The following is a 26,168-nucleotide window of genomic DNA, read 5'->3' as shown; positions in this document are numbered from 1 at the left end:
CTCTGACTCCATTGATTTGTTGATTTTGGGGGTCTGTCATGTCGAATTTATTGAAATTGGTGCCGATTTGTTTGTTGCTTGGGGCCATGCCCGCAAGCGCCCAAGAGATCAAAGCCCGTTTTGTCATCGTCAACGCCGAGGCCGGTCGGCAGGTGGTGCCGCAGGAATGGTCCGACGCGGTGGTGGCCGCGGGACTGGGCGAAACCACGGCGACGGTGATCGACACGGACTTCTTCGCCATCGACCGCACAGTAGAGACGGCGAAGGAGGACGGCAGCACGGTCGCCTTTTTCATGACCGCGAATCTGCCCACGACGGATGACGCCCAGTTCGCCTCGATCCTTGAGCGGTTCCTGACGCCGAACCCGCAGCAGCCCCAGCTCGAAGGGCTATACGCCATGATGCAAGAGCCGGGCTGCGCGCTGATCCGCAAGCCTTTGTCGGGACAGGAGTTCATCCACACCAACACGATCCTGACCAAGAACGACCCCGCCGCACGGGTGGCGTGCTTCCGCTCTGTGATGACCTATACGATGAACAACCTCGACCAGTTTGGCCCGCGCACGCCATTCCACGAGCAGGTGGACCCGGGCGCGGTGGAGCGGCAGGCGAACCTGCCGCCCATGGCGATCAAATCCTCCGCCCTGATCGACCCGTCCGATCCGAATGCCGCGCAAGGCCCGGTGCGCCGGGCGAGCAACGTCTACAAGCCGGGCGAGAAGATGGATTTCCACGCCAACATCCTCAACGTCGGGCGGTTCGACCCCGGCACGGCGCAGGCGCGCTACGAGATCCAGCTGGACCTGGCCGTCACCCGCAAGGATGGCGGTGGCGCGCAGACCCTGCCGAAGGTGTTTGTCTACACCGGCCAAAGCACCCACCGCATCCCGGTGGCGGAAGACTATTTCGACAATTTCATCACCGCGGGCTTCTCGCTGCAGGACCCGGGCGAATACCTTGTCGAGCTGGTTCTGACCGACCTGTCGCGCCCCGGCCAGGACGGCACAGTCCTGCGCGTGCCCTATGAAGTGGTGGTGGCCGAGTAGCTTTTTGCTCGCCTTCCGGGCGGGGCGGGCGTAAGCCTGAGCCCATGTTCGGCGACAGTATCAGACGGCTCGATCTTGACGAGGCGAAGCGCCTGCCGTTTATCCGGCAGCCGGTGTTTCTGCTGGTGCTGATGGCCATCGCGATGCCGATCGCCTTTGCGACATGGTCGGCGCTTCTGAACAACTTCGTCATCGAGGCTGCGAACTTCACCGGCGTCGAGATCGGCTGGCTGCACACGATCCGCGAGATTCCGGGCTTTCTGGCCATCGGCGTGATCTTCCTGATTATCTTCATCCGCGAACAGGTGCTGGGGCTGATCTCGCTGATCCTGCTGGGCGGGGCCACCGCGCTGACCGCCTATTTCCCGACGGTGGGCGGCATAATGGTGCTGACGCTGATCTCATCGATTGGCTTTCACTACTACGAGACGGTCAACCAATCCGTGCAATTGCAGTGGATCGACAAAGCGAATGCCCCTCAGACGCTGGGCTGGCTGACGGCGGCGGGCAGTGCGGCGTCGCTGGTGGCCTACGGGCTGCTGGTGCTGACCTGGAAGACGCTCAATCTGAGCTACGAGTTCGTCTACATGACCGCGGGCGGCATCACGGTGCTGATCGCCGCCTTCTGCCTGATCTACTTCCCGCAATTCGAGACACCCAACCCGCAAAACAAGACGATGGTGCTGCGCAAGCGGTACTGGCTCTACTATGCGCTGCAATTCGTCTCCGGTGCGCGGCGGCAGATTTTCGTGGTCTTCGCGGCCTTCATGATGGTCGAGCGGTTCGGGTTTGAGGTGCACGAGGTCACGGCGCTGTTCCTGATCAACTACGTGGCGAACATGATCTTTGCGCCGCTGATCGGCCGCGCCATCGGGGTCTACGGCGAGCGCAATATGCTGGTGTTCGAGTATGTCGGCCTGACGCTTGTATTCCTGGCATATGGCGGCATCTACTACTTTGGCTGGGGCGTGGTGCTGGCGGCCTCGCTCTATGTGGTCAATCACCTGTTCTTCTCGATGGCCTTCGCGCTGAAGACCTATTTCCAGAAAATTGCGGACCCGGCAGATATCGCGCCGACCGCCGCGGTGGCCTTTACCATCAACCATATCGCCGCGGTCTTCCTGCCGGTGGTGCTGGGCTACATGTGGATCAACTCGCCCGGCTCGGTCTTCATTGCGGCGGCCTGCATGGCGATCACGTCGCTCGCGCTGTCGCTTCTGATCCCGCGCCACCCGGAGCCGGGGCGCGAGACGATCTTCGCGCGCGCCGTGCCGCAGGCCGCGGAGTAGAACTTCGCGCGCCGCGGCCCTATATCAGATACAACCGATATAGGAGGACACCCATGTTCCTGTTCCAGAAAAAGAAGATGCAAATGATCAGCCCCGCAGATGCCCTGCCGGGCCGCGCCGACCCGATCCCGACGGCAGAGACCCATTTCGTCAATGGCCGTCCCCTGACGATGGATGTGCCGGACGGCATGGAAGAGGCCATGTTCGGCATGGGCTGTTTCTGGGGCGTGGAGCGGATGTTCTGGAAGCTTGATGGCGTCTACCTGACCATGGTGGGTTATGCGGGCGGCTTCACGCCCAACGCGACTTATGACGAGGTTTGCGGCGGGCAGACCGGCCATAACGAGGTGGTGCGCGTGGTCTATGACCCGGCGGTGATCTCTTACGAAGACCTGCTCAAGGTGTTCTGGGAAGGCCACGATCCGACGCAAGGCATGCGTCAGGGTAACGATATGGGCACCCAGTACCGATCCGGCATATACACTTATTCCGACGCGCAGAAGGCGGCAGCCGAGGCGACGAAGGCTGCCTTTGCCCCGCAGCTCGCCAAGGCGGGCTATGGCGGGATCACGACCGAGATCCTCCCCGCGCCAGCGTTCTACTTTGCCGAGGATTACCACCAGCAATACCTCGCCAAGAACCCGGCGGGCTATTGCGGCATTGGTGGCACCGGAGTCAGCTGCCCCGTTGGGGTTGCGCAGACCGCCTGAGCGGCCTAACGGGTTGGCACCTTGATCAAGGAGCCAACCCATGCCCACCTACACTGCTTTGACGACCCTGATGGGCGAGCCCGCAGCCCAAGCCTTGGGCGAGGCGCTCGAGACGCTCGATCCGGCCCCCACGGGTGTGGGCGTGTTCGAGGTCGAGGATGGCTCAGGCCTGTGGGAGGTCGGCGGGTATTTCCTGGAGCCCCCGAGCGACATTGAGCTGGCGCTGTTGGCGGCAGCGCATGACGCTAGGCCCTTCGTTATTTCGGAAGTCCCCGATCAAGACTGGGTCGCCCATGTGCGCCGCGAGCTGGCCCCGGTCGAGGCCGGGCGCTTCTTCGTCTATGGCAGCCATGACGCGGACAAGGTCCCGAGCGACAGGATCGCGCTGCTGATTGAGGCGGCGATGGCCTTTGGCACCGGGCATCACGGCACGACGCAGGGCTGCTTGCTGTCCTTTGAGGATTTTCTGGGCGAGGGCGGGCGCGCACGCAGCGTGATCGACGTGGGCTGCGGCACGGCGGTGCTCGCAATGGCCGCGGCGGCGGTGTGGGACGAGACGGTCATCGCCTCGGACATCGACCCGGTGGCGGTCGAGGTGGCCGAAGCCAATGCCAAGGCCAACAATATGGCGGACAAGATCACCTGTCTGGAAGCCGTAGGATTTGACCACGACGGGATCGCACACGCCGCGCCGTTCGACCTGATTTTCGCCAACATCCTGAAGGCCCCGCTGATCGGCCTTGCGCCCGATATGGCGGCGCATGCGGCGCCGGGTGGCACGATCATCCTGTCGGGCCTGTTGGTCGAGCAGGGCGACGAAGTGCAGGGCGTTTACGAGGTACACGGCTTCGAGGTGTCGCAAAGACGCGACATTGGCGAGTGGACTGCGCTGCGAATGCGCAAATTGTAGCTTTCACCCTTGATTTGCAGCGTCCCGTGATAGGTAATGTCGCAAAAGTGCAATTGATAAGCACGACATTTAGGGCTGGGTGCAGGTTTTGGCAGACGTCAATAAGGACCGCTTTATCGAGCGGCTCAATGCGATTCAGGAAAAGTCCAACCCGAAGAAGCGGGTGGTCCATAAGGTTCGTGAGGACGGCCTTGTGGTTGAAGTCGTCAAGCGCAAGCGCCCCAAGCTGATCCCGGTCAAAAGCATCGTCACGGCCGCGCTGATCTTCGTTATGCTCAAGGGGTTCGTGTTCGCGCAGCTCGGGGAAAACGAGTATCTGTCCCGCATCGAGACGCTGCAGAAAGGCCAAAGCCCTCAGGTCCTTGCGGCGTTTCTGCTGGATGCCGACCCCGCGACGCGAACGATGGCCCGTGGCCTCGACGCCGTGCTGCGGGGCAAGTGGTAGGGCTGGCCCCTGCGCACAAAAAAGCCGCCTCGATCCGGGCGGCTCTTTCGATCTTCTGACGCTGAGACGTCGCTTACATCTCGGCGATGTCTGCGCGGGTCAGGCCAATATCGGCAAGCTCGCGAGAGGTCAGGCCTTCGAGCGCGTTGCGGGTGACGCGACGGTCATTCCACGACACGATTGCTCCGATCAGGGAGGCGAAGACGCCGCGGGCATCGGCGCGGACGCCTGCAGTCATCGGGCGAGTGGTTTCAAAAACAGCCATGTGAGTCGTCCTTTTCATAAAGTGCCCAAGCTTTGGGCGTATCGATTGCGTTGAGCCGCATCTAGGCTTGGACTTCACGCCTCACAAGCCGGATTTTTGGCATGCCACATATGCATTCTCTGCATGGGTCGTATTTTTCGGTAAATACTTAAATTTAATATCAAATTTGCGTGTAGGCGCGTGTCGCAAACAAGCGTTTTTCAGGCGATTTTGACCGCCGGGTGAGCGCGTTTGATCTGGATGCGACATGGCGGTCGGAAAACGACGTAAATTCGCCTGTCTTGGCAAATGTTCGCGTTTCGTGCTACTCGTTGCAAAAGAACAAATAAAATCGAGCAGACCATGCGCGTAATCGGGATTGATCCGGGACTTCGAAACCTGGGCTGGGGGGTCATCGACACGGATGGTGTGCGCATGGCGCACGTCGCCAATGGCGTGTGCAAGACGAAACCCGGCAGTTTGGCCGAGCGCCTTTTGAGCCTGCATATCCAGCTTTCCGAGGTTTTCACACAGCTGCGGCCCGAGGCGGCAGCGGTCGAACAGACCTTCGTCAACAAGGACGGGGCAGGAACCCTGAAGCTTGGCCAAGCCCGCGGCATCGCGATGCTGGTTCCCGCTCAGGCCGGTCTTGATGTCGGGGAATATGCCCCGAACGCGGTCAAAAAGGCCGTTGTCGGGGTCGGCCATGCGGACAAAGTGCAAGTGGCCCACATGGTTAAGATGCAGTTGCCCGGCGTCGATATCGCGGGCCCCGACGCCGCGGATGCGCTGGCCATCGCGCTGTGTCACGCGTTCCACACCCGCGCGGGCGGCACGCTGGCCCAAGCGCTGGCGAGGGCGGGCGCATGATCGGCAAACTCGCGGGCAGGCTCGACTACCGCGCGGGCGATCACGTGCTGATCGACGTCGGCGGTGTGGGCTACATGGTGTACTGCTCAGAGCGGACCATGGCGACGCTGCCCGGACCGGGCGAGGCGGTGTCGCTGTTCACGGAGCTTTTGGTGCGCGAGGATTTGCTGCAGCTCTTCGGCTTCACGACACTGGTCGAGAAAGAATGGCACCGCCTGCTGATGTCGGTGCAAGGCGTCGGTGCGAAGGCGTCCATGGCAATCCTGAACACACTCGGGCCCGATGGCGTGTCACGGGCGATCACGCTGGGCGACTGGAATGCGATCAAGGCCGCTAAGGGGATTGGGCCCAAAACCGCGCAGAAGGTCGTGATCGAGTTGAAAGACAAGGCCCCGAGCGTCATGGCGATGGGTGGCACCGCCGCCTTGGCGCAAGGCAGCCCGGCGGCCCGCGCGGACGCGGACGACGTGATCGAGCCCATCGAGACGCCCAGTGTCACGTCAGCCTCGGCCCAAGCGGAGGCCCTGTCGGCCCTGGTTAATCTCGGCTACGGCCAAGGCGACGCGGCAGGCGCCGTCGCGACCGCCGCGGGCGAGGGCGCCTCGGAGACCCCGGACCTGATCCGCGCCGCCCTGAAGCTGCTGGCCCCGAAGGGATAGGCGTGCTGTCTTTCAATGATGTGCTGGGATCGGTGGGCATCGCGCCTGAGGATGTGAATGTGATGCTGCATTCACCGAGGCATCCAGACATGCTGGCCCTGATGCCTTCGCTTGTTCGGACCCGGCGCGCAGCGATCGAGGCCTATCAGGCCGCTCATAGCCGAGGGGCCGAACGAACCCTATGCGGTGGCAGGTCCTACGTCGCCTCTTTCGTGAAAGCGGCCCCCGAGCGGATTGAGGGGCGCAGCAAGAAGCTGTTCATGGGCCTCTATCGCAATATGGGCCATGAGATGCGCAGCCACGCCGCGATCATGGCTCATCGGGAGGTTCATTGGCTTTACGAGAGTTTTGGCGTGTTTGCCGAGATGTCAGACGCATCGCCCGAGCGCCAACACAGGTGGTTTGATCTTCAATTGGACGATCATTTGTCAGATTACGAAGGCAGTCTTCTGGTGCTGGCGCGGCTCACACAGAACTATGTTCGCCTTGCGGAGAACCTGGATGCGCCCATTCTAGCATTGAGCGAGACCGGAGCCTTCGAGGCCGCGCCGCCGGACTGGCGCCAGATGCACCTGTCGGCGGAGTTCGTCCGCAACATCCCCCTTGGCTGGGCCGCACGATTGCGGGAATGGCGCGGGGTTTATCTGATCGTCGACGAAAGAGACGGCGCGCGCTACGTGGGCTCGGCCTATGGGGCCGAGAACTTACTGGGGCGCTGGCAAGAGCATGTCGCAGGGGATCGCGGAATTACCGCGGGATTGGCTGGTCGTGAGACGAGAGGGTTCCGGTTCTCGATCCTTGAGCGCTTGTCGCCAGATATGGAGGCAAATGACGTGATCCGCCGCGAGCACAGCTGGATAGCAAGGCTGGACACGATCCGATATGGCTTGAACCTTGCGGACCAGATGGGAGGTGTGCCGAGAGCGTGAACCTTCCTCTGGAAGAACCACCCACCCTGCGGCATAGAGGATGTATGAGCGAACCTGATCCCACATTGCGCCCGGAGCGGCTGGCCGAGGATGGTGACCGGGCCTTGCGGCCGCAGGGGCTAGATGAATTCATCGGGCAGGCGGAAGCGCGTGCGAACCTGAGGGTCTTCATCGAAAGCGCGAAGGCGCGGGGTGAGGCGATGGATCACACGCTGTTCCATGGGCCCCCGGGGCTGGGCAAGACCACGCTGGCACAGATCATGGCGCGCGAGCTTGGGGTGAACTTCCGCATGACCTCCGGCCCGGTGCTGGCAAAGGCCGGTGATCTGGCGGCGATCCTGACCAATCTGGAAGCGCGCGATGTGCTGTTTATCGACGAGATCCACCGGCTGAACCCGGTGGTGGAAGAGGTGCTCTACCCGGCGCTTGAGGATTTCGAGCTGGACCTCGTGATCGGCGAGGGCCCCGCCGCGCGCACGGTGCGCATTGAGCTTCAGCCGTTCACGCTGGTGGGGGCGACGACCCGGCTTGGGCTTTTGACGACGCCCCTGCGCGACCGGTTCGGCATCCCGACCCGGCTGCAATTCTATACCGAGTCCGAGCTGCACGAGATTGTGCGTCGCGGTGCGCGATTGCTCGGGGTGCCTTGCGAGGATGACGGCGCACTGGAAATCGCGCGCCGCGCACGGGGCACGCCACGTATTGCAGGCCGGCTGTTGCGCCGTGTGGTGGATTTCGCCGTAGTGGAAGGCGGCGGCAAGATCACCCGCGCCTTAGCAGATGGCGCGCTGACACGGCTGGGGGTGGATCATCTGGGGCTCGATGGGGCGGACCGGCGCTATTTGCGCCTGGTGGCCGAGAACTACCAGGGCGGCCCGGTGGGTATCGAGACCATGTCGGCGGCGCTGTCGGAAAGCCGCGACGCGCTGGAAGAGGTTATCGAGCCCTACCTGCTGCAACAGGGCCTGATCCAACGCACCCCGCGCGGGCGGATGCTGGCGCAGAAGGCCTGGACGCATCTGGGCCTTGATGCGCCGAACCGCGACATGGACCTTTTTGGCAAATGAGGATCGTGCGGCTGGCATTGATGGTGTTGATCGCCACGGTGGGTGTCGCAGGGGCCGATTACCCGGACGGCAACTTCAAAACCGCGCAGACTCGCTTTGGGCTGTTGCAGGTGACCGGAGCGCTGGGCGCTATGCGGATCAACCTCAACGGCACGGACCTTGGCATTGAGGACTGGTCGATCAATATCGACGGGGTCTACGCGCTGGAAGGCGGCGCGCATGACTGGGTTCTGCTGACGGTGCATTTCGGCGGGAATGCCTGCACAGCCCCGAAGATGGTCCTGCGACTGTCCAATGGCGCGGTGACGCGCACCGACACATTTGGCGTCTGCAAGGGATTGGCCAAGGACATCCTTTTTCACCCCGACGCGGTCGAGGTGGTATTCTCGGACAGCGATCCCAAGGTGGCACAACGGGTGTTTCGCTTTGACGGCGTGACCTTGACCGACACGCCGATCGCCGCGGGCGTCGCCGCCGATACGCTTGCGGGCGGGGCGGATGTGCTGCGCTGGCTTGGCCGGCACCCACAAAACCTGTTGCAGGACCCCGGCGAGCAAGCCCGCCTGCGCCGCATCATGGGACCGGATGGTATCGACGAGATGAGCCGCCGCATGTCGGGGCCCGGCGAGATCCGTCAGGAAGGCGGCTGGGTTGTCGGGCGCGCCTGTCAGGCCCATCAATGCAATGCGGCGGCGGCGGCCTGGGCAATCCGGATCAGTGACGGCGTGCCCTTTGCGATTTTCTATGATCGCGGTGGCCCGGGCGTCTTTCCGCCGGATGTGCCATTGAGCGATCCGGTCATTGAAAACCTTCTGCGCTGGAGCCTGCCATGAGCGAAGCTGCGCCCTTTGACACCTCCCCTGACGCCGTAACCCGGCTTTTCACACGCTCGGACGGCTCTTATCTGTTCGCCCGCTGGGGGCGACCCATTGCGCCTGTGGCCTTCGGGGTGGAGGACAGCACCGTGTCGACGCTCAAAGGCGCAATCGAGGCCGTGTGCCAGCTGGCAGGTCACGAGGTGGCGGAGACGGACCCGGAGCTGGGCTCCAACTTCATGGTGTTCTTCCTGCGCGAATGGCAGGAGCTGGTGGATACCCCGAACCTTGATCGCATGATCCCGGAGCTGGGCCCGCTGGTCGAGCGCCTGAAAGCCGCCGATGCCAACCAGTACCGGCTGTTTCGCTTTGACGAGGCGGGCGGCATCAAGGCGTGCTTTGTCTTCGTTCGCATGGACGAGATCATGTCCGAGATCCCAGCGGATACGATCTGCCTCGGTCAGGTCGTGCAATCGATCCTGCTGTGGTCGGACGAGGCCTTTCTTGGCACCTCGCCCCTGGCGCTGACTGGCGACAATGTGGCGATCCTCAAGCCCGACGTTGCGGCGGTGATCCGTGCGGCCTATGATCCAGTGCTGCCGGTAACGGCCGATGATGCTTCCCACGCGTTGCGGCTGAGTGCGCGGATCGGGCTGGCCTCGTGAGCCACCGGTTTTCCTGCCGCGTCTACTACGAGGACACCGACCTTGCGGGCATTGTCTACTATGCCAATTACCTGAAATTCATCGAACGCGCCCGCAGCGAATGGGTGCGTGAGATCGGGGTGGATCAGGGGGCGCTGAAGGGGGAGCAGGGGATCGTGTTCGCCGTGCGCCGGGTCGAGGCGGATTACGTGGCCCCCGCCAGATTTGACGATCTACTGGAGATCACGACGACGCTCGATGACATCACCGCTGCGCGCATCATGCTCACACAAGATGTCAGACGGGAGGACACTCTGCTGTTTCACAGCACGGTGACCCTTGTTTGTTTGGGTGAGGACGGCAGGCCCGCGCGCATTCCGGCGGATATTCGCCGCTTGATGACCGGGTAACAGGAATTTTTCTACCCCGCCGTGCAGAATTGTAGCAATGCGCTCCCGTTGCGGCTAAACTAGGCCTAATCAAGCCGCACAAAGCGGTAAAAACAAAGGCGAGCGGGTTTTATGGAAGCTGAGGCAATTGGCCTGGCCAGCGAGGTCGACTTTTCGGTCACCGCGCTTTTCTGGCGGGCGACACCAACTGTAAAGATAGTCATGCTGATGCTGATCGCGGCCTCCTTCTGGGGCTGGGCGATCATCGTGCAGAAGTTCATCAACTTCCGGGCCGCGCGGCGCGAAGCGGAGGCGTTCGATCGCGCCTTCTGGTCGGGCGAGCCGCTGGACGAGCTGTTCGACAAGGTCGGCCCTGATCCGGATGGCGCCGCACACAAAATCTTCGCGGCGGGCATGAGCGAATGGCGCCGCTCGCACAAGGAAGACGGGCAGTTGATCGCAGGGGCCACGGCGCGGATCGACCGCTCGATGGATGTGGCGATCTCCAAGCAGGAAGAACGGCTGAACAACGGCCTGGGCTTCCTGGCGACCACCGGCGCCACCGCGCCCTTCATCGGGCTGTTTGGCACGGTCTGGGGCATCAAGCACGCGTTTGAGGAGATCGCGATTGCGCAGAACACCAATCTGGCGGTCGTGGCCCCCGGCATCGCCGAAGCGCTTGTCGCCACGGCCTTGGGCCTCGTCGCGGCCATCCCGGCGGTGATCTTCTACAACAAGCTTTCCGCAGATGCCGACCGCATCATGTCGGGCTACGAGGCCTTCGCGGACGAGTTCACCACCATCCTGTCGCGCCAGCTGGACGCCTGAGCCATGGGGGCCAACGTTCAGCAGGGGGCAGCATCGGGCGGTCGCCGCGGCAAGCGGCGCAAGGGCCGCGCCAAGCCCATGTCCGAGATCAACGTCACGCCCTTCGTGGACGTGATGCTGGTGCTCTTGATCATCTTCATGGTCGCAGCCCCGCTGCTGACCGTGGGCGTGCCGGTGGAGCTGCCGAAGACCGCCGCCGAAGCCCTGCCGACGGAAGCCGAAGAGCCACTGACCATTACAGTGCAGGCCGATGGGCAACTGTCGATCCAGAACACCGAGATCGCCGATGCCGATCTGATCGGCCGCCTGCGGGCCGTCGCCGCCGAGCGGGCCGATGACAAGGTCTTCCTGCGTGCCGATGGCTCGATCCCCTACGAGCGGGTCGTGCAGGTCATGGGCGCCCTCAACCGGGGTGGCTTTTCGAACATTGGGCTGGTCACAGATACCGGCGGCCCGGCGCTCGACGGGTCCGACGGATAGCCGCCGATGGGCCTGAGGCCAAATACCGGCACCTACGTGTCCGGCGCGGGCCACGCCGCCTTCCTGCTCTACCTGATGGTGGGCGGGCTGTTCTTTGCGCGCGAGACGGAAATGGACGTGTCCGTCTCCAATGTCTCGATCATCTCTGGCGAGGAATTCGCCGCGATGCAGCCGCAATCCCCGGGCAGCCCTGAACTACCAGAAGCACCCTCCGCCCCCGAGCCGGACCAACCCGCGCCCGCGGTAGCCGAGGAAGAAGCGCCCGCGGCTCCGGCAGCCCCGACGCCTTTGGAAGAGGTCACACCGGACGAGCCTCCGGTGATCGAGGAAACCGCCCCGCCCCCCGCGCCGGAGCCGGAAGGCGATCCCGGCGCGTCGGTGGTGGAGCCCGATGCGGAACCCACGCCCGAGGCCGCCGAGCGCGTCGCGGAAGAAGCGGTCGATGCCCCGGATCCGGAGGTGACCATCGACGAGACCGATCAGGCCGCCGTGTCCGAAGATCCAGCGGAGACCCCGGCGGTGCAGGAAGACGCGCAGGAAGAAACCGCGCGCGAAGAGGCCACGACCGAGATCGTGACCGAGGCTGACGAGCCGTCCGCCGCGCCGTCGCAATCCATCCGGCCCGGCCGCAAGCCGACCCCGCCCGCCCCGCAAGTGGCCGAGACCGAGACACCCGCGCAGGACGACCAACCCTCTGCGCCCAGCCTTCAGGACCTGATCAACGATACCGTGCGCGAGGCCGCGTCCGAGACGCAGGAAGAAGCGGTCGCCGACAACGCCAACCCCGGCGGCGGCACTGGCGCGCCGATCACCCGGGCCGAGAAAGGCGCGTTCATCCTTGGCATCCAGCGCTGCTGGAATGTCGGCGCGCTTGGCACCGATGCGCTTGCCGTCTCCGTTGTGGTCAGCTTCCAGCTCGACCCGACGGCCAAGCCCGATGTCGGCTCGATCCGCATGGTCTCGTCCGAGGGCGGCAGCGGGAGCGCCGTGGACCGCGCCTACGAGGCCGCGCGGCGGGCAATCATCCGCTGCGGGTCGAATGGCTTCGACCTTCCCCTAGATAAATATGACCAATGGCGGCAAGTTCAGGTGAGCTTCAACGCCAGCCGGCAGGAGATCCGCTGATGCCCCGTGCCGCAGAGCAAAGGAAATTGAGCATGATGAGACGACTTCTCAGCCTTATCGCCGTGGTGATGGCCCTTGTGGCCGCACCCGTCGCGGCGCAGTCTTGCCAAGACGGCGTCCTGTGCATCGAGCTCGACAATCCAAACATCGAACCCTTGCCCTTTGCAGTCCCGACCTTCGTGGCCGAAAGCGCGGGCGCGGATCAATATGCCCGCGATCTGGCCTCTGTGGTGGCGGCGGATTTGCAGGGCTCCGGCCTGTTTCGGGCGATCTCGGAAGACGCCTATATCAGCCAGATCACCAGCTTCGACAGCCCGGTGCAGTTTGCCGATTGGAAGGCGATCAATGCGCAGGCGCTGATCACCGGGGCGGTGTCCACCACCGGCGACGACCAGATCGTCGTGAAATTTCGCCTGTTTGACGTGTTCGCCGAGAACCAGATGGGCGAAGGCCTTCAATTCGTGGGCAGCACCAATGGCTGGCGGCGCATGGCCCATAAGGTGGCCGACGCGGTCTATTCCCGGATCACCGGCGAAGGTCCGTATTTCGACAGCCGCGTCGTGTTCGTGTCCGAGAGCGGCCCGAAGAATGCCCGCCTGAAACGGCTGGGCGTCATGGATTACGACGGCGCGAACCAGCAATTTCTGACCGACGCGCAGGCCATCGTGCTGGCGCCGCGCTTCTCGCCAAATGGCGACCGGGTGATCTACACCAGCTACGAGAGCGGCTTTCCGAAAATCTACGTGCTTGATGTGGCCTCCGTGGGACGCCGGGTGCTGCAAGACCAGCCCGGCACGATGAGCTTCGCGCCGCGCTTTGCGCCCAACGGGCAAGAGGTGGTGTTTTCGCTGACGACAGGTTCCAACACCGACATCTATAAGCTGAACCTCAGCTCCGGCGAGCGCACGCAGCTGACGACAAGTCCCGCGATTGAAACCGCGCCCAGCTATTCGCCCGACGGCACCCAGATCGTGTTTGAGAGCGACCGTTCCGGCACGCAGCAGCTTTATGTGATGCCCGCGAGCGGGGGCGAGGCCACGCGGATATCCTTCGGGCAGGGCCGTTACGGCACGCCCGTCTGGTCCCCGCGCGGCGATTTGATCGCGTTCACCAAGCAAAATCGCGGACGGTTTCACATCGGCGTCATGCGCACCGATGGATCGGGCGAGCGGCTGCTGACCGCGTCCTTTCTTGATGAGGGCCCGACCTGGTCGCCCAATGGCCGGGTGATCATGTTCACGCGGGAAACCGCAGGCTCAGGCGGGTCGTCCACACTCTACTCCGTCGACATCTCGGGCCGGAACCTGAAGGCGGTGCAGGCCAACGCCTCCGACCCCAGTTGGTCGCCGCTTTTGAAATAAACAGTGAAATTCACAACCGGGCGGACCCGTGCTAGGGTTCCGCCCAATCGAGCCAATAAAGTCCATCAAAGGATCTGCGATATGAAAACTCTCACCAAGGCCGTTCTTCTGACCGCCACCCTTGCGCTGGGCGCCTGCGCCAATGGCGGCTTCCGTGGCGATGAAGGCGGCGCAGGCCCCGGCGGTGTGCCGGGTGCGGGCGACGGGATCTCCACCTCCGCGTTGAACCCGTCGAGCCCCGCCTATTTCAGCCAGACCATCGGCGACAAGGTGCTGTTCGCGGTGGATCAATCCACGCTCAGCCCCGAGGCGCGCGCAACGCTGCAGCAGCAGGCAAGCTGGCTGCAGACGAACACCACCTACACCGCGATCATCGAAGGCCACGCGGACGAGCAGGGCACGCGCGAGTACAACCTCGCACTTGGCGCTCGCCGCGCCGCCGCTGCGCGCGACTTCCTTGTGGCCAACGGCATCGCCGACAACCGCCTGCGCACGGTAACCTTCGGCAAGGAGCGCCCGCTTGAGGTCTGCTCGACGGAAAGCTGCTACGCTAAGAACCGCCGCGCCGTGACGGTGATTTCCGCCGGTGTCGGCAGCTAGGGACCCTGAGTGATGATGCGTAAGGTAATCGGTTTCACTGTTGCCCTGATGCTGGCCGCGCCCGCTGCGGCGCAAGACAGCACGCTTGCGGACATTCGCGCCGAGCTGGGTCAGCTCAACGGCGAGATCACCCGGCTGCGAGCCGAGATGTCGTCGGGCAATACCGGCGGGCTGACGGTGACCGGCGACATGCTGCAGCGCATGGACACGATCGAGGCGGAGCTGTCCCGGCTGACGTCGCGCACCGAGAGCCTTGAGAACCGCATCAATCGCGTCGTCACGGATGGCACCAACCGGGTGGGCGATCTGGAATTCCGCCTCTGCGAGCTGGAGGCAGGATGCGATATCGGCAGCCTTGGCACGACGCAGCCGCTGGGCGGCGAAACCGGCGGGGCGACCCCCGCAGTCGTGGCGCCAAGCCAGCCTGCGGATACCGGCGGCGTTGAATTGGCAATCTCCGAGAAGGCCGATTATGAGCGGGCGCAGGAGGCGCTCGCCTCAGGTGACTTTCGCAGCGCCGCAGAGCAGTTTGCGACCTTTAATGAATCCTACCCGGGCGGGCCGCTAGCCGCCGACGCCTATTTCTTCCGCGGCGAGGCGTTGGCTAAGCTTGGCGACTGGAACAACGCCGCGCGCAGCTATCTCGAAAGCTTCTCCGGCTCCCCCGACGCGCCCCGCGCTCCGGAGGCGCTGCTGCGTCTCGGCCTCGCCCTGTATGAGCTGGGCCAGGCGGAGGAAGCCTGCCTGATGCTGCAAGAGGTCGGCGTGCGCTACCCGGGCTCCGATCAGGTGCTGCCGGCGAACTCATCCATGAGAAATCTCGGCTGCTCGTGACCGCGGCGCGGCTTTCTTCAGACTTCCTTGAAATGATCGGCGATGCCCCGTTGGGCGTCGCCGTTTCTGGTGGCGGCGACAGCATGGCGTTGCTTGCGTTGCTGCTGGAGGCGGGGCTCACGCCACAGGTCGCGACCGTGCACCACCACCTGCGCGACGAGGCGGGGGCAGAGGTCGCTGCGGTCGTCGCATTCTGCGCAGATCACGGTCTAATCCACACCCAGCTCGATTGGCATTGGGACGGCACCGGCAACCTGCAGGATCAAGGCCGCCGCGCGCGCTACCGATTGCTGGCCGCTTGGGCATCCGAGCGCGCGCTGGCCCATATCGCGCTTGGCCACACCGCCGATGACAACGCCGAGACATTTCTGATGGGCCTGTCGCGCGGGGCGGGGCTGGATGGTCTGTCGGGGATGCGGGCGCGGTTCAAGCGAGGGGCGGTGACATTTCATCGCCCGCTTTTATCCGTCAGCCGCGCCGATCTGCGCGATCTGCTACGCGCCAAGGGGATCGCTTGGGCCGACGACCCCAGCAATGACGATCCTGCCTATCACCGCGTCCGCATCCGGCAGGCTATGGACGCGCTTTCTTCCGCAGGCATCGATCCGGCCGCGATCCAGAAAACGATCGGCAACCTGGCGGCGACCCGCTCCGATATCAGCTTAGACCTGGCGCGTGCGCTTGAGGGTCGGTTTGAGCTTTATCACGGTGACATTCTGTTCGATCTGCCATGGCTCGAGCGGCAAACGATGGAGACGCGCCGCCGGGTGCTCAAGGCCGCGATCCGCGTGGTCTCTGGTCAAGACTACCCGCCTCGGGGCGACAAACTGGCGCGGCTCGCGGGCGATTTGCGCTCGAAATCCGCATTGCAGGGGTGCTTGTTTTCAAACGATGGCACGCACTTGCGCGTCTCGCGTGAGTTTGCCGCTGTTGACGCCATGGCGGTTCCCAGCGACGCGGTCTGGGACGACCGCTGGGTCGCTGATGGCCCGCATGCGGACGGCTTGACGCTGCGCGCTTTGGGCGAGGATGGGCTGACCCAAGTCGATGATGACTGGCGCGCGCTTGGCTTGCCGCGCGCATCGGTTCTTGCCTCGCCGTCCATCTGGCGGGGTGCGACACTCAGAAGCGCGCCGCTTGCCGGATGGCCCGAGGGCTGGAAAATAAGGCTCTGCAAAGATGCGCCGCAACTGATTGGTTCCATTTTATTGCATTGAACCTGCGCGACTTATCCCTATTTTAATCGTAAGGATGGCAGTAAGCGCGGTGACGCCCTGCCAATGCCAAGCTGAATTAGGAGAAATCTTTTGGGCAACGCGAGACAAATCGCATTCTGGGTTGTGCTGTTTTTGCTAATCCTGGCGCTCTTCAACCTTTTCAACGGGGGACAGACGACCGCGAATTCGCGCACGATCCCCTATTCCGATTTCATCGAAAGGGTTGAGTCCGGCGATGTCAGTCAGGTGACGCTGGACGGCGAGAAGATCATCATCCGTTCGGGCACCGAGACCTTTTCGACCGTGCGCCCGGAAGGTGTGGATGTGACGCCCGTGCTGCTCGAGAACGATGTCGCGATCGAGGCACGGCCTCAGGAACAAAGCGGCCTGCTGGCTTATGTCGGCACGCTGCTGCCGTTCATCATCATCATCGGTATCTGGATTTTCTTCATGAACCGGATGCAGGGCGGTGGCAAAGGCGGCGCGATGGGCTTCGGTAAATCCAAAGCGAAGCTGCTGACCGAAAAGCACGGCCGCGTGACCTTTGACGACGTGGCGGGCATCGACGAGGCGAAGGACGATCTTGAAGAGATCGTTGAGTTTCTGCGGAACCCGCAGAAGTTCAGCCGTCTTGGCGGTAAAATCCCGAAGGGTGCGCTGCTGGTGGGCCCTCCCGGTACGGGTAAGACGCTTCTGGCCCGTGCGGTTGCGGGTGAGGCGGGGGTGCCGTTCTTCACCATCTCCGGCTCTGACTTTGTCGAAATGTTCGTCGGTGTCGGCGCCTCGCGCGTCCGTGACATGTTCGAGCAGGCCAAGAAAAACGCGCCTTGTATCGTTTTCATCGACGAGATTGACGCCGTGGGCCGGTCCCGTGGCGCGGGCTATGGCGGCGGCAATGACGAGCGCGAGCAGACCCTGAACCAGCTGCTGGTCGAAATGGACGGGTTTGAGGCCAACGAAGGCATCATCATCGTGGCGGCGACCAACCGTCCCGATGTTCTGGACCCAGCACTGCTGCGCCCCGGTCGCTTTGACCGTCAGGTGCAGGTGCCAAATCCCGATATCAAAGGTCGTGAGAAGATCCTGCGCGTGCATGCGCGCAAGGTGCCGCTTGGCCCCGATGTGGATCTGCGGATTATTGCCCGTGGCTCGCCCGGCTTCTCTGGTGCCGATCTGGCGAACCTGGTTAACGAGAGCGCCTTGATGGCCGCCCGCGTTGGCAGACGCTTCGTGACGATGGAAGATTTCGAGAATGCCAAGGACAAGGTGATGATGGGGGCCGAGCGCCGCTCCATGGTCATGACCGAGGACGAGAAGAAACTGACCGCCTATCATGAGGCAGGCCACGCGATCGTCGGTCTGAACGTCCCGCAGCATGATCCGATCCACAAGGCGACGATCATTCCGCGCGGCCGCGCCTTGGGTCTGGTGATGAGCCTGCCCGAACGCGATCAATTGTCGGTCTCGAAAACCAAATATACCTCGAAGATTGCCATGGCGATGGGCGGCAAGGTGGCAGAAGAGCTGAAGTTCGGACCGGAGAATGTGACCTCAGGCGCAACCTCGGATATCCAGCAGGTCTCCAAGATCGCCCGTGCTATGGTGACGCAGTTCGGCTTCTCTGATGAGCTGGGGCATGTGGATTACGCCAACGAGCAGCAATCCTATCTTGGCGCCTATGGCGGCGGCACGAACCACAGCCAGGAGACTCAGAAAATCATCGATCAGAAGGTAAAAGAGCTGATTGATGAAGGGTATGAGACCGCCAAGCGCATCCTGACCGAGAAGAATGAGGAGTGGGAGCGTCTTGCCCAAGGCCTGCTGGAATACGAAACTCTGACCGGGGCTGAAATCACCAAGGTGATCGCCGGGCAGCCGCTCAACCGTGGCGACGACGATGAAGATGACACGCCGGAAAGCGGAACGACATCCGTCGCGTCGATCCCGAAGACCCGGAAGTCCAAGACGCCGAAATCAGACGGCGGCATGGAACCGGAACCGTCGGCATAGGCCCTTCCAAGACCAACGAAAACCCCGCCCATTGAGGCGGGGTTTTTTTGTGAGTTGAAACATCAAGAGCAATGATTGGACCCGGCACCCGGACCGGGGCATGGTGGCACCCGACGACCTGAAGGAGCGCCGCTTTGCCCGCATTGAAGAAAACCGACATCACCGGAACGATCACCTGGCTGGGCCTTGTGCGCAGCCGCGAGGAAGCGTTGCGCTCGGCGCCCGTTGAGGCACTGCAGGCGCAGTTTTCCGGCGTTGACGGCGAGGATCATGGCGGCCTGACCCGAGCTTCCTGCAGCCGCGTTACATCGCAGTACCCGAAGGGCACAACGATCCGGAACACGCGGCAGGTCTGCATCGTCTCGGCGGAAGAGATGGCACAGATCGCGCACGACATCGGGATCGAGACGTTCAACCCCGAATGGTGCGGCGCGAATATCGTGATCTCCGGTATCCCGGACTTTACCCACATTCCGCCTTCGTCCCGGCTGCAGCTTCCCGGCGGTGCCACCCTGACCGTGGATATGGAAAACCGCCCTTGCCACTTGCCCGCGCCTGTCATTGACGCGGATGCGCCGGGTCATGGCAAGGCTTTCAAGGCCGCAGCCAGGGGCCGCCGCGGCGTAACGGCCTGGGTCGAACGGGAAGGGGAAATCAAGCTCGGCGACACAGTGACATTACACATTCCTGATCAACGTGCCTGGCAGCCCTGATGCCCGAGCCGTTCAAGACACTCTACAACCCCGAGATGGTGCGTCAGATGGCGGATCATCTGGCGCGGGTCTCGCCAGAGTTTGAGCGCGACGTTTTCGAAGGCACGGGGCTCTACGGGTTGGATGCGCTTGAGATGATGGCCCGGTCCGAACAAATAAGCCTAGCGATAGACGCGGCCTTTCCGGATGATCCGGCACTGAAGCGGACGGCGATGATCGCAGCGCTTCACCCGGAGACGGAGCGCCCGATAGACCAACTTGCGATGGATGAGACCGGCATTGCCGGTTGGGCGGTTGAGCCGATGGCGCGCGTGATTGTGCGAAACGGGATCGGCACGCCACGCGAAAGCCTCGCCGCCTTGGCCGAAATGACGAAGCGATTCACTGCGGAGTTCGCCGTGCGGCCGTTCTTCCGCGACCACCCGGACCTGACGCTGGAGCACGCGCACGCCTGGGCCACTGCGGATAACGTGCACCTGCGCCGCCTAGCGTCCGAAGGCTCGCGCCCGCTCTTGCCATGGGGCATCAAGCTGCATCAATTTGTGGAAAACCCAGCACCCTTGATCCCGTTGCTGACCAAATTGCGCGATGACCCCGAGGAATACGTCCGCCGCTCTGTCGCAAATAACCTCAACGATATCGCCAAAAACCAGCCCGACTTGGTCGCAGAGCTGGCGCAGGACTGGATACAAGGCGCAACAAGGCCGCGGTCACGTCTGGTCAAACACGCCTGCCGAACCCTGATCAAGCAGGGGCACCCGGGGGCTTTGGCGGCTTTCGGCTACACCACGCCACAGCTGAGTGACGTCGCATTGCAAGCGCCCGATCAGGTCAAGCTGGGCGAGGCGATGGAAATCGAATTCTCGTTCACGGCGGAGACGGAACAATCTCTGCTCATCGACTACGTTCTGCATTTTCTGAGGAAAAACGGCCAACTCAGCCCCAAGGTTTTCAAATGGACCGAGCTGACGGTGAAGGCTGGGGAGCAGACGCAGATCACCAAAAGACACCCGTACCGCAAAGTGACCACCCGCGCGGATTATCCCGGCGCGCAAAAACTGTCGGTTCAGGTCAACGGGGTCACGGTGGCGGAGACGGGCTTCGAGTTGTCGCTTTAGATGAGCGGCTGTTTCCCATGTGAAACGCCGGGTGCCAACGCGCCGATTCCGCGGCTGGAAATGTCGCAAATGCGGGCAGCGCAGGCGGCAAAGCTCTCTATAGGCGAAGGTATACCACCATAGGCCGCCGCTGCGCGGGCGTCAGGGAGACTGCGACCATGAGCTTTAAGACCGATATCGAGATTGCCCGCGAGGCAAAAAAACGCCCCATACAAGAGATCGGCGCGAAGTTGGGCATTCCCGAGGCGGACCTGCTGCCCTTTGGCCACGACAAGGCGAAGGTCTCGGCCGAGTTCATCGCGGCGCAAAAAGACAAGCCCAACGGCAAGCTGATCCTTGTGACGGCGATCAACCCGACGCCTGCGGGTGAAGGCAAAACGACGACGACCGTGGGGCTTGGTGATGGCCTGAACTCGATCGGCAAGAAGGCCGCGATCTGTATCCGCGAGGCCTCGCTTGGTCCATGTTTCGGGATGAAAGGCGGGGCCGCCGGCGGCGGCTACGCGCAGGTCGTTCCGATGGAAGAGATGAACCTGCACTTCACGGGCGATTTCCACGCGATCACCAGCGCCCACAACCTGCTGTCGGCGATGATCGACAACCACATTTATTGGGGCAATGAGCTGGAGATTGACGAGCGCCGTGTGACCTGGAAGCGCGTCATGGACATGAATGACCGTGCGCTGCGCGACACCGTGACCTCGCTGGGCGGTGTGGCCAATGGTTTCCCGCGCCAGACCGGGTTCGACATCACGGTGGCGTCCGAGGTGATGGCAATCCTGTGCCTAGCCACCGACCTGGACGATCTGCAGCAGCGTTTGGGCGACATCATAGTGGCGTATCGCCGGGATCGCTCGCCGATTTATTGCCGCGATATCAAGGCGGATGGCGCAATGACCGTGCTGTTGCAGCAGGCGATGCAGCCGAACCTCGTGCAGACGCTGGAGAATAACCCGGCCTTCGTGCATGGCGGCCCGTTCGCCAATATTGCGCATGGCTGCAACTCGGTTGTGGCGACGACGACAGCGTTGAAGCTGGCCGATTACGTTGTGACCGAGGCGGGCTTTGGCGCCGATCTGGGCGCTGAGAAATTCATGAACATCAAGTGCCGCAAGGCGGGGCTCGCGCCTGATTGCGTGGTGCTCGTGGCGACCGTGCGAGCGATGAAGATGAACGGCGGCGTCGCAAAGGCGGACCTTGGGGCCGAAAATGTTGACGCTGTAAAGGCAGGCTGCGCCAACCTTGGCCGTCATATCGAGAACGTCAAAAGCTTTGGCGTCCCGGTGGTCGTGGGCATTAACCACTTTGCAGGTGACACGGAGGCGGAAGTCGCCGCGGTGAAAGCCTATGTCGAAAGCCAGGAATCCGAGGCAATCTTGTGCAAGCACTGGGCCGATGGCTCTGCCGGTGTGCAAGAACTGGCGACGCGTGTGGCAGAGATCGCCGACAGCGGCGTGTCCAACTTCGCGCCGCTTTATGGGGACGAGCTGAGCCTGATGGAAAAGATCGAGACCGTCGCCAAGCGTATCTATCGCGCCGACGAGGTATTGGCGGACAAGAAAATCCGCGATCAGCTGCGCCAATGGGAAGAGGCGGGCTATGCGCATCTGCCCGTGTGTATGGCGAAGACTCAGTATTCCTTCTCGACCGACCCGAACCTGCGTGGCGCGCCGGTGGGTCATTCGCTGCCGATCCGTGAAGTGCGCTTGTCGGCGGGCGCCGGCTTCGTCGTCGTGGTCTGCGGCGAGATCATGACCATGCCGGGCCTGCCACGGGTGCCGTCGGCTGAGGCGATCATGCTCAATGATGCCGGTCAAATCGAAGGTCTGTTTTAAGTTTGGAATGGCTGGGGTGACGCGCGGCTGCGCCGACGCCCCACCCGCCATCCCACGAAGGAAAGGTGCCCGATGAGCGCACAAGTGATTGATGGAAAAGCCTTTGCCGCGAAAGTGCGCGGCCACGTGGCGGAGCATGTGGCGCGGCTGAAAGAAGAAAATGACCTGACGCCCGGTTTGGCCGTGGTGCTTGTGGGCGAGGACCCGGCGAGCCAAGTTTATGTCCGCTCCAAGGGTAAAATGACGGTCGAGGTCGGTATGAAGTCGGTCGAGCATCGGCTGGAGGCGGACACGTCCGAGGCCGACTTGCTGGCGGTTATTGCTGATCTGAATGCGGATCCGACGATCCACGGCATTCTCGTGCAATTGCCGCTGCCGGGGCATCTCAATGAAGATCTGGTGATCAACTCAATTGACCCGGCCAAGGATGTGGATGGATTTCATATCTCCAATGTCGGGCTGCTGGGAACCGGGCAAAAGTCGATGGTGCCGTGCACGCCGCTTGGCTGCCTGATGATGCTGCGCGACCATCATGGTTCACTGTCGGGCATGGATGCGGTTGTGATTGGGCGCTCGAATATCGTGGGCAAGCCGATGGCGCAGCTGCTTTTGGGCGACAGCTGCACCGTGACGATCGCGCATTCGCGCACCAAGGATTTGCCGGACGTCGTGCGACGCGCGGATATTGTTGTCGCCGCCGTGGGCCGTCCGGAGATGGTGCCGGGCGACTGGATCAAGCCGGGCGCGACGGTCATCGACGTCGGCATCAACCGGGTGCCGAATGGCGAGAAGACGAAGCTGGTGGGTGATGTGGACTATGCCTCCTGCGCAGAGGTGGCCGGCGCGATCACGCCGGTGCCCGGTGGGGTTGGTCCGATGACGATTGCCTGTCTTTTGGCGAATACGTTGACCGCATGCTGCCGCGCCAATGGGTTGAAAGAGCCCGAAGGGCTTACCGCTTAGGCATCGGGATTTCGACGGGGCTCTCGCCGGTGAGGATCGCGCGGGCCGACGGGGCCATCAGACCGGTGAGCGTTTCACTCGTGCTGCGCAGTCCGCCGGTAAAGGTTCCAAACGCGGGCAGCACCAAACGCGCGTCATCGTAAAGAAAGCACGGCCGCGTCACCACGCGACCCTTCGCGTTCAAACTTGCCTTCGGGTGGTAGTGGCCTGAGACCTCGGCATGGGCGGTTGCTTGCGCGATGTGCCGAAAGGTGAGCGGACCCACTCGCATCTCCGCGCGGTGAGTGCCGCCGATCTCCAGTGGGCCCGGATCATGATTGCCCTCAATCCAAGTCCAGGATCGTCCGGCGATGAGACGGGTGATCCAGTCCAAGAGCTCCGGCGCGAGCGCGGCGCCGGCATCCAAGTCATCAAAGCTGTCGCCAAGGCAAATGACCTGAGCCGCTTGCGAAGCATCCAGGGCGGCTTCCAGTCTGGTTAACGTGTCGATGGTCTCGTAAGGGGGCAGCATCTGGCCGGACCGTCGCGCGACGCGCTCGGATTTACCAAGATGCAGGTCTGATACGACGAGTAATTGCTCGTCTGGCCAGTACAATGCGCCGGATCCGAAGGCTTCGAGCTCGCATGTGTTGAAGCGGAACGCGCGCTTCATGCGAGACCCGCTTCCGCCATCAGCGCCTCTGCGGCTTCGTTCATCAGGCGTTGCTCGGCCGCGCCCTTGACCGGAACGCGGCCCATTTCCAGAAATAACGGCGCGGCCAACGGGGTGACCCGGGGCAGGCTCAGGTGGTCGATGTTGCCTTGGGTGCGGGCGACCATGTCCTCGATCCGGCCAAAATCGATCAGGCCCTTCATGGCCTCCTCGCGGGTGATGTCGAGCATCAGATGGTCGGGGTCATACTTGCGCAGCGTGTCGTAGAGAATGTCGGAGGAAAACGTGGCTTGCTTGCCCGACTTGCGCTTGCCCGTTGTCATCCGGTCGATTAGCCCGCCGATGATGGCGGAGGCGCGAAAGGTTCGCTTCATCACGGCGTTGCCTGCAAGCCAGCTTTCGAGCCCGGCGCGCAGCCCATCGAGAGCGAAGAGCGGCTCTGGATCTTCGACCTCACTCAGTCCCCAGATCATTGTGGCATAGTCGGTAGACAAAAACCCAAGCGGATCAAGGGATTGCTCTTCCATGCGTTGTGTTAGCAATAGGCCGAGCGTTTGCATCGCGTTGCGCCCGGCAAATCCGTAGACGCAGGTGTAGCAGCGCCCGTCTTGCGGGAAGCTTTCGATTAGAAGTCGACCGGGTTCGGGCAGACGCGAGCGTTCTCGTTGCAGGGCGAGCCAGTCGGCGGTGTGCGTTGGCAGATCAGGCCAACTGTCTTGCTGAAAAATCCGCAAGATGCGCTCTGACAGCTGCGTGGAATTGGCGAATTTCGTTCCGTTGAACGTGGCGACTTTCGGCTGATCCGAGGCGCGGCGCGTGACCTCCACGGTCATCTCGTTCAGCCCTTCGTACCGAACCACCTGGCCGCCGATCAGGAACGTGTCGCCGGGGGTAAGGGTGGATGCGAAGCCTTCCTCGACCTCGCCCAAAGGCGTGCCGCCACGGCGGTTCTTGAGGCGGACCTTCAGCGTTTCATAGTCGATAATCGTGCCGACATTCATGCGAATCTGAGTGGCCGCACGTGGATCGCGCAGCTGCCACTTTCCGCCTCTTTCAACAATCCTCTGGTAGCGATCATAGGCGCGCAGGGCGTAGCCGCCGGTGGCGCAGAAATCGAGACAGCGGTCGAACTCGGCACGCGTTAACCCTGTATAAGGTCCGGCGGAGATCACTTCTTGGTAAAGATCAGCGGCCTGAAAGGGACCGGAGGCGGCGCGGATCAAGATGTGCTGACATAGTACATCGCGCGGGCCCCGGGCACGCGGGTCGCCGTCAAGGTCGTGCTCTTTAACTGCATCGAGAGCGGCCTTGCATTCGACGATTTCGAACCGGTTGGCCGGGACCAGCAAGGCCTTGGAGGGGGCATTGTAGCGGTGGTTTGCGCGGCCGATCCGCTGCACCAGTCGCTTCACATTCTTTGGCGCTCCGACCTGAATGACGAGATCGACATCCCCCCAATCAATGCCAAGATCGAGACTGCCGGTGCACACGATGGCTTTCAGCTCGCCCGCGACCATCGCCTGCTCGACCTTCTCGCGCTGCGCGCGGGCGAGGGAGCCGTGGTGGATTCCGATCGGGAGCTGCTGGTCGTTGGCGAGCCACAGATGATGAAAGAAGATCTCTGCCTGAGCCCGGGTGTTGTGGAAGATCAGCGTCGTGTTGTGTTGCTTGACCTCTTCCAGGATCGCAGGGATCGCGTAGCGTCCGCCGCCGCCAGCCCACGGTGGAGCCTCCTGCGTTTCCAGCATCGAGATGTCGGGGTCGGAGCCCGGATCGGCCTGCAGGATCACCGGGCTGTTAGGGTGATGTGCCATGAAATTGGCGATCGCCTGCGGGTCCTCGACCGTCGCGGACAGGCCAACGCGCCGCAGGCCGGGGGCGAGGCTCTGCAGGCGGGACAGGGCCAGCATCAGTTGGTCGCCGCGTTTGCTTTCGGCCAATGCGTGAATTTCGTCAATGACCACGCGCTGAAGTCCGTCGAAAATGCGCGGGGCGTCTTCGTAGCTGAGAAGCAGCGCCAAGCTTTCCGGCGTGGTCAGTAGGATATGCGGTGGATCGGCGCGTTGGCGGCGTTTCTGTGTGTAGCTGGTGTCGCCCGTGCGGTCCTCGATCCGGATATCGAGACCGATCTCATCGACCGGTGTGCGCAAGTTGCGCTTGATGTCGGCGGCGAGCGCCTTCAGGGGCGAGATGTAGAGCGTGTGCAATCCGCCGCGTGGCGCTTCGTACAGCTCGGCCAGGGTCGGCAAAAAGCCCGCCATGGTCTTGCCGCCGCCGGTGGGCGCGATCAGTAGGGTCGTCGGCTCATCGGAGGCCGCCAGCATGTCGCGCTGGTGCGGATGCACCTCCCACCCGCGGGAGGTAAACCAATTCTGGATGGGGTCGGGAAGGTCGCGCATGGGCCTTGATATAGGC

27 protein-coding genes are annotated in these 26,168 nt (G+C 62.9%); 24 read left to right on the top strand and 3 right to left on the bottom strand.

Translation table 11 applies throughout. From position 1 onward, the window contains the following. Positions 1 to 86: 86 nt before the first annotated feature. From C8N43_RS07910 to C8N43_RS07890, 5 genes are all read left to right on the top strand, one after another. Complete coding sequence (locus C8N43_RS07910) at positions 87 to 1,046, top strand: hypothetical protein (protein WP_158269940.1); 960 nt, start codon at positions 87 to 89, stop codon at positions 1,044 to 1,046. 44 nt (positions 1,047 to 1,090) lie between these two features. Further along, the gene (locus C8N43_RS07905; protein ID WP_107845074.1) at positions 1,091 to 2,335 is read left to right on the top strand and encodes an MFS transporter; all 1,245 of its coding nucleotides are present in this window, start codon (positions 1,091 to 1,093) and stop codon (positions 2,333 to 2,335) included. A 53-nt stretch (positions 2,336 to 2,388) separates the two neighbouring features. Continuing rightward, on the top strand, positions 2,389 to 3,045 hold the full coding sequence (gene msrA, locus C8N43_RS07900; RefSeq protein ID WP_107845073.1) for a peptide-methionine (S)-S-oxide reductase MsrA: 657 nt from the start codon (positions 2,389 to 2,391) through the stop codon (positions 3,043 to 3,045). Positions 3,046 to 3,085: 40 nt separating this feature from the next. Next, the gene (locus C8N43_RS07895; protein WP_107845072.1) at positions 3,086 to 3,955 is read left to right on the top strand and encodes a 50S ribosomal protein L11 methyltransferase; all 870 of its coding nucleotides are present in this window, start codon (positions 3,086 to 3,088) and stop codon (positions 3,953 to 3,955) included. 88 nt (positions 3,956 to 4,043) lie between these two features. After that, a complete protein-coding gene (locus tag C8N43_RS07890) occupies positions 4,044 to 4,400 on the top strand; it encodes a hypothetical protein (RefSeq protein ID WP_146174188.1) in 357 nt (118 codons plus the stop codon). Between the two features lie 73 nt (positions 4,401 to 4,473). On the opposite strand, the gene C8N43_RS07885 is transcribed toward C8N43_RS07890, so the two are convergent. Beyond that, on the bottom strand, positions 4,474 to 4,665 hold the full coding sequence (locus C8N43_RS07885; protein ID WP_107845070.1) for a DUF1127 domain-containing protein: 192 nt from the start codon (positions 4,663 to 4,665) through the stop codon (positions 4,474 to 4,476). Between the two features lie 342 nt (positions 4,666 to 5,007). On the opposite strand from C8N43_RS07885, the gene ruvC reads away from it, so the two are divergent. From ruvC to folD, 19 genes are all read left to right on the top strand, one after another. Further along, on the top strand, positions 5,008 to 5,514 hold the full coding sequence (gene ruvC, locus C8N43_RS07880; RefSeq protein WP_107845069.1) for a crossover junction endodeoxyribonuclease RuvC: 507 nt from the start codon (positions 5,008 to 5,010) through the stop codon (positions 5,512 to 5,514). Continuing rightward, entirely contained in the window at positions 5,511 to 6,173 is a 663-nt protein-coding gene (gene ruvA / locus C8N43_RS07875) for a Holliday junction branch migration protein RuvA (RefSeq protein WP_107845068.1), read from the top strand. The genes ruvC and ruvA overlap by 4 nt, the downstream gene beginning before the upstream one ends. Positions 6,174 to 6,175: 2 nt before the next feature. Beyond that, a complete protein-coding gene (locus C8N43_RS07870) occupies positions 6,176 to 7,102 on the top strand; it encodes a GIY-YIG nuclease family protein (protein WP_107845067.1) in 927 nt (308 codons plus the stop codon). Positions 7,103 to 7,146: 44 nt separating this feature from the next. Continuing rightward, the gene (gene ruvB, locus C8N43_RS07865) at positions 7,147 to 8,169 is read left to right on the top strand and encodes a Holliday junction branch migration DNA helicase RuvB (protein WP_107845066.1); all 1,023 of its coding nucleotides are present in this window, start codon (positions 7,147 to 7,149) and stop codon (positions 8,167 to 8,169) included. Further along, positions 8,166 to 9,002, top strand: a complete 837-nt coding sequence (locus C8N43_RS07860; RefSeq protein ID WP_107845065.1) for a hypothetical protein — start codon at positions 8,166 to 8,168, stop codon at positions 9,000 to 9,002. The genes ruvB and C8N43_RS07860 overlap by 4 nt, the downstream gene beginning before the upstream one ends. After that, positions 8,999 to 9,649, top strand: a complete 651-nt coding sequence (locus tag C8N43_RS07855) for a hypothetical protein (RefSeq protein WP_107845064.1) — start codon at positions 8,999 to 9,001, stop codon at positions 9,647 to 9,649. The genes C8N43_RS07860 and C8N43_RS07855 overlap by 4 nt, the downstream gene beginning before the upstream one ends. Continuing rightward, the gene (gene ybgC, locus C8N43_RS07850) at positions 9,646 to 10,038 is read left to right on the top strand and encodes a tol-pal system-associated acyl-CoA thioesterase (protein ID WP_107845063.1); all 393 of its coding nucleotides are present in this window, start codon (positions 9,646 to 9,648) and stop codon (positions 10,036 to 10,038) included. The genes C8N43_RS07855 and ybgC overlap by 4 nt, the downstream gene beginning before the upstream one ends. 111 nt (positions 10,039 to 10,149) lie before the next feature. Continuing rightward, positions 10,150 to 10,845, top strand: coding sequence for a protein TolQ (tolQ, locus tag C8N43_RS07845; RefSeq protein WP_107845062.1), 696 nt, complete (start codon positions 10,150 to 10,152; stop codon positions 10,843 to 10,845). Positions 10,846 to 10,848: 3 nt separating this feature from the next. Then, positions 10,849 to 11,325, top strand: coding sequence for a protein TolR (gene tolR / locus C8N43_RS07840; RefSeq protein ID WP_107845061.1), 477 nt, complete (start codon positions 10,849 to 10,851; stop codon positions 11,323 to 11,325). A gap of 6 nt (positions 11,326 to 11,331) precedes the next feature. Then, on the top strand, positions 11,332 to 12,450 hold the full coding sequence (locus C8N43_RS07835) for an energy transducer TonB (protein WP_107845060.1): 1,119 nt from the start codon (positions 11,332 to 11,334) through the stop codon (positions 12,448 to 12,450). Positions 12,451 to 12,482: 32 nt separating this feature from the next. Beyond that, a complete protein-coding gene (tolB, locus tag C8N43_RS07830; RefSeq protein WP_107845059.1) occupies positions 12,483 to 13,811 on the top strand; it encodes a Tol-Pal system beta propeller repeat protein TolB in 1,329 nt (442 codons plus the stop codon). A gap of 81 nt (positions 13,812 to 13,892) precedes the next feature. Then, a complete protein-coding gene (gene pal / locus C8N43_RS07825; RefSeq protein ID WP_107845058.1) occupies positions 13,893 to 14,411 on the top strand; it encodes a peptidoglycan-associated lipoprotein Pal in 519 nt (172 codons plus the stop codon). Between the two features lie 15 nt (positions 14,412 to 14,426). Continuing rightward, positions 14,427 to 15,245 carry a tol-pal system protein YbgF gene (gene ybgF, locus C8N43_RS07820; protein WP_107846292.1) on the top strand — a complete coding sequence of 273 codons (819 nt, stop codon included), beginning with the start codon at positions 14,427 to 14,429 and terminating at the stop codon, positions 15,243 to 15,245. Positions 15,246 to 15,277: 32 nt separating this feature from the next. After that, positions 15,278 to 16,462, top strand: coding sequence for a tRNA lysidine(34) synthetase TilS (gene tilS / locus C8N43_RS07815; RefSeq protein ID WP_146174187.1), 1,185 nt, complete (start codon positions 15,278 to 15,280; stop codon positions 16,460 to 16,462). Between the two features lie 90 nt (positions 16,463 to 16,552). Next, positions 16,553 to 18,472: an ATP-dependent zinc metalloprotease FtsH gene (gene ftsH / locus C8N43_RS07810; RefSeq protein WP_107845056.1), complete on the top strand. Its 1,920-nt coding sequence runs from the start codon at positions 16,553 to 16,555 to the stop codon at positions 18,470 to 18,472. A 134-nt stretch (positions 18,473 to 18,606) separates the two neighbouring features. Then, positions 18,607 to 19,185 carry an MOSC domain-containing protein gene (locus C8N43_RS07805; protein ID WP_107845055.1) on the top strand — a complete coding sequence of 193 codons (579 nt, stop codon included), beginning with the start codon at positions 18,607 to 18,609 and terminating at the stop codon, positions 19,183 to 19,185. Then, on the top strand, positions 19,185 to 20,303 hold the full coding sequence (locus C8N43_RS07800) for a DNA alkylation repair protein (protein WP_107845054.1): 1,119 nt from the start codon (positions 19,185 to 19,187) through the stop codon (positions 20,301 to 20,303). The genes C8N43_RS07805 and C8N43_RS07800 overlap by 1 nt, the downstream gene beginning before the upstream one ends. A gap of 158 nt (positions 20,304 to 20,461) precedes the next feature. Further along, a complete protein-coding gene (locus C8N43_RS07795; protein WP_107845053.1) occupies positions 20,462 to 22,138 on the top strand; it encodes a formate--tetrahydrofolate ligase in 1,677 nt (558 codons plus the stop codon). Positions 22,139 to 22,210: 72 nt separating this feature from the next. Next, complete coding sequence (gene folD, locus C8N43_RS07790; protein WP_107845052.1) at positions 22,211 to 23,101, top strand: bifunctional methylenetetrahydrofolate dehydrogenase/methenyltetrahydrofolate cyclohydrolase FolD; 891 nt, start codon at positions 22,211 to 22,213, stop codon at positions 23,099 to 23,101. Here the strand turns inward: folD and pdeM are convergent. Next, entirely contained in the window at positions 23,091 to 23,753 is a 663-nt protein-coding gene (pdeM, locus tag C8N43_RS07785) for a ligase-associated DNA damage response endonuclease PdeM (protein WP_107845051.1), read from the bottom strand. The two genes, folD and pdeM, sit on opposite strands and share 11 nt — an antisense overlap. After that, positions 23,750 to 26,152, bottom strand: coding sequence for a ligase-associated DNA damage response DEXH box helicase (locus C8N43_RS07780; protein WP_107845050.1), 2,403 nt, complete (start codon positions 26,150 to 26,152; stop codon positions 23,750 to 23,752). The genes pdeM and C8N43_RS07780 overlap by 4 nt, the downstream gene beginning before the upstream one ends. Positions 26,153 to 26,168 lie beyond the last annotated feature (16 nt).

This window comes from Litoreibacter ponti (assembly GCF_003054285.1).
GTDB lineage: Bacteria > Pseudomonadota > Alphaproteobacteria > Rhodobacterales > Rhodobacteraceae > Litoreibacter > Litoreibacter ponti.
Note: the sequence above shows the minus strand (reverse complement) of the source record. Positions and strands in the feature narration are given on the sequence as shown.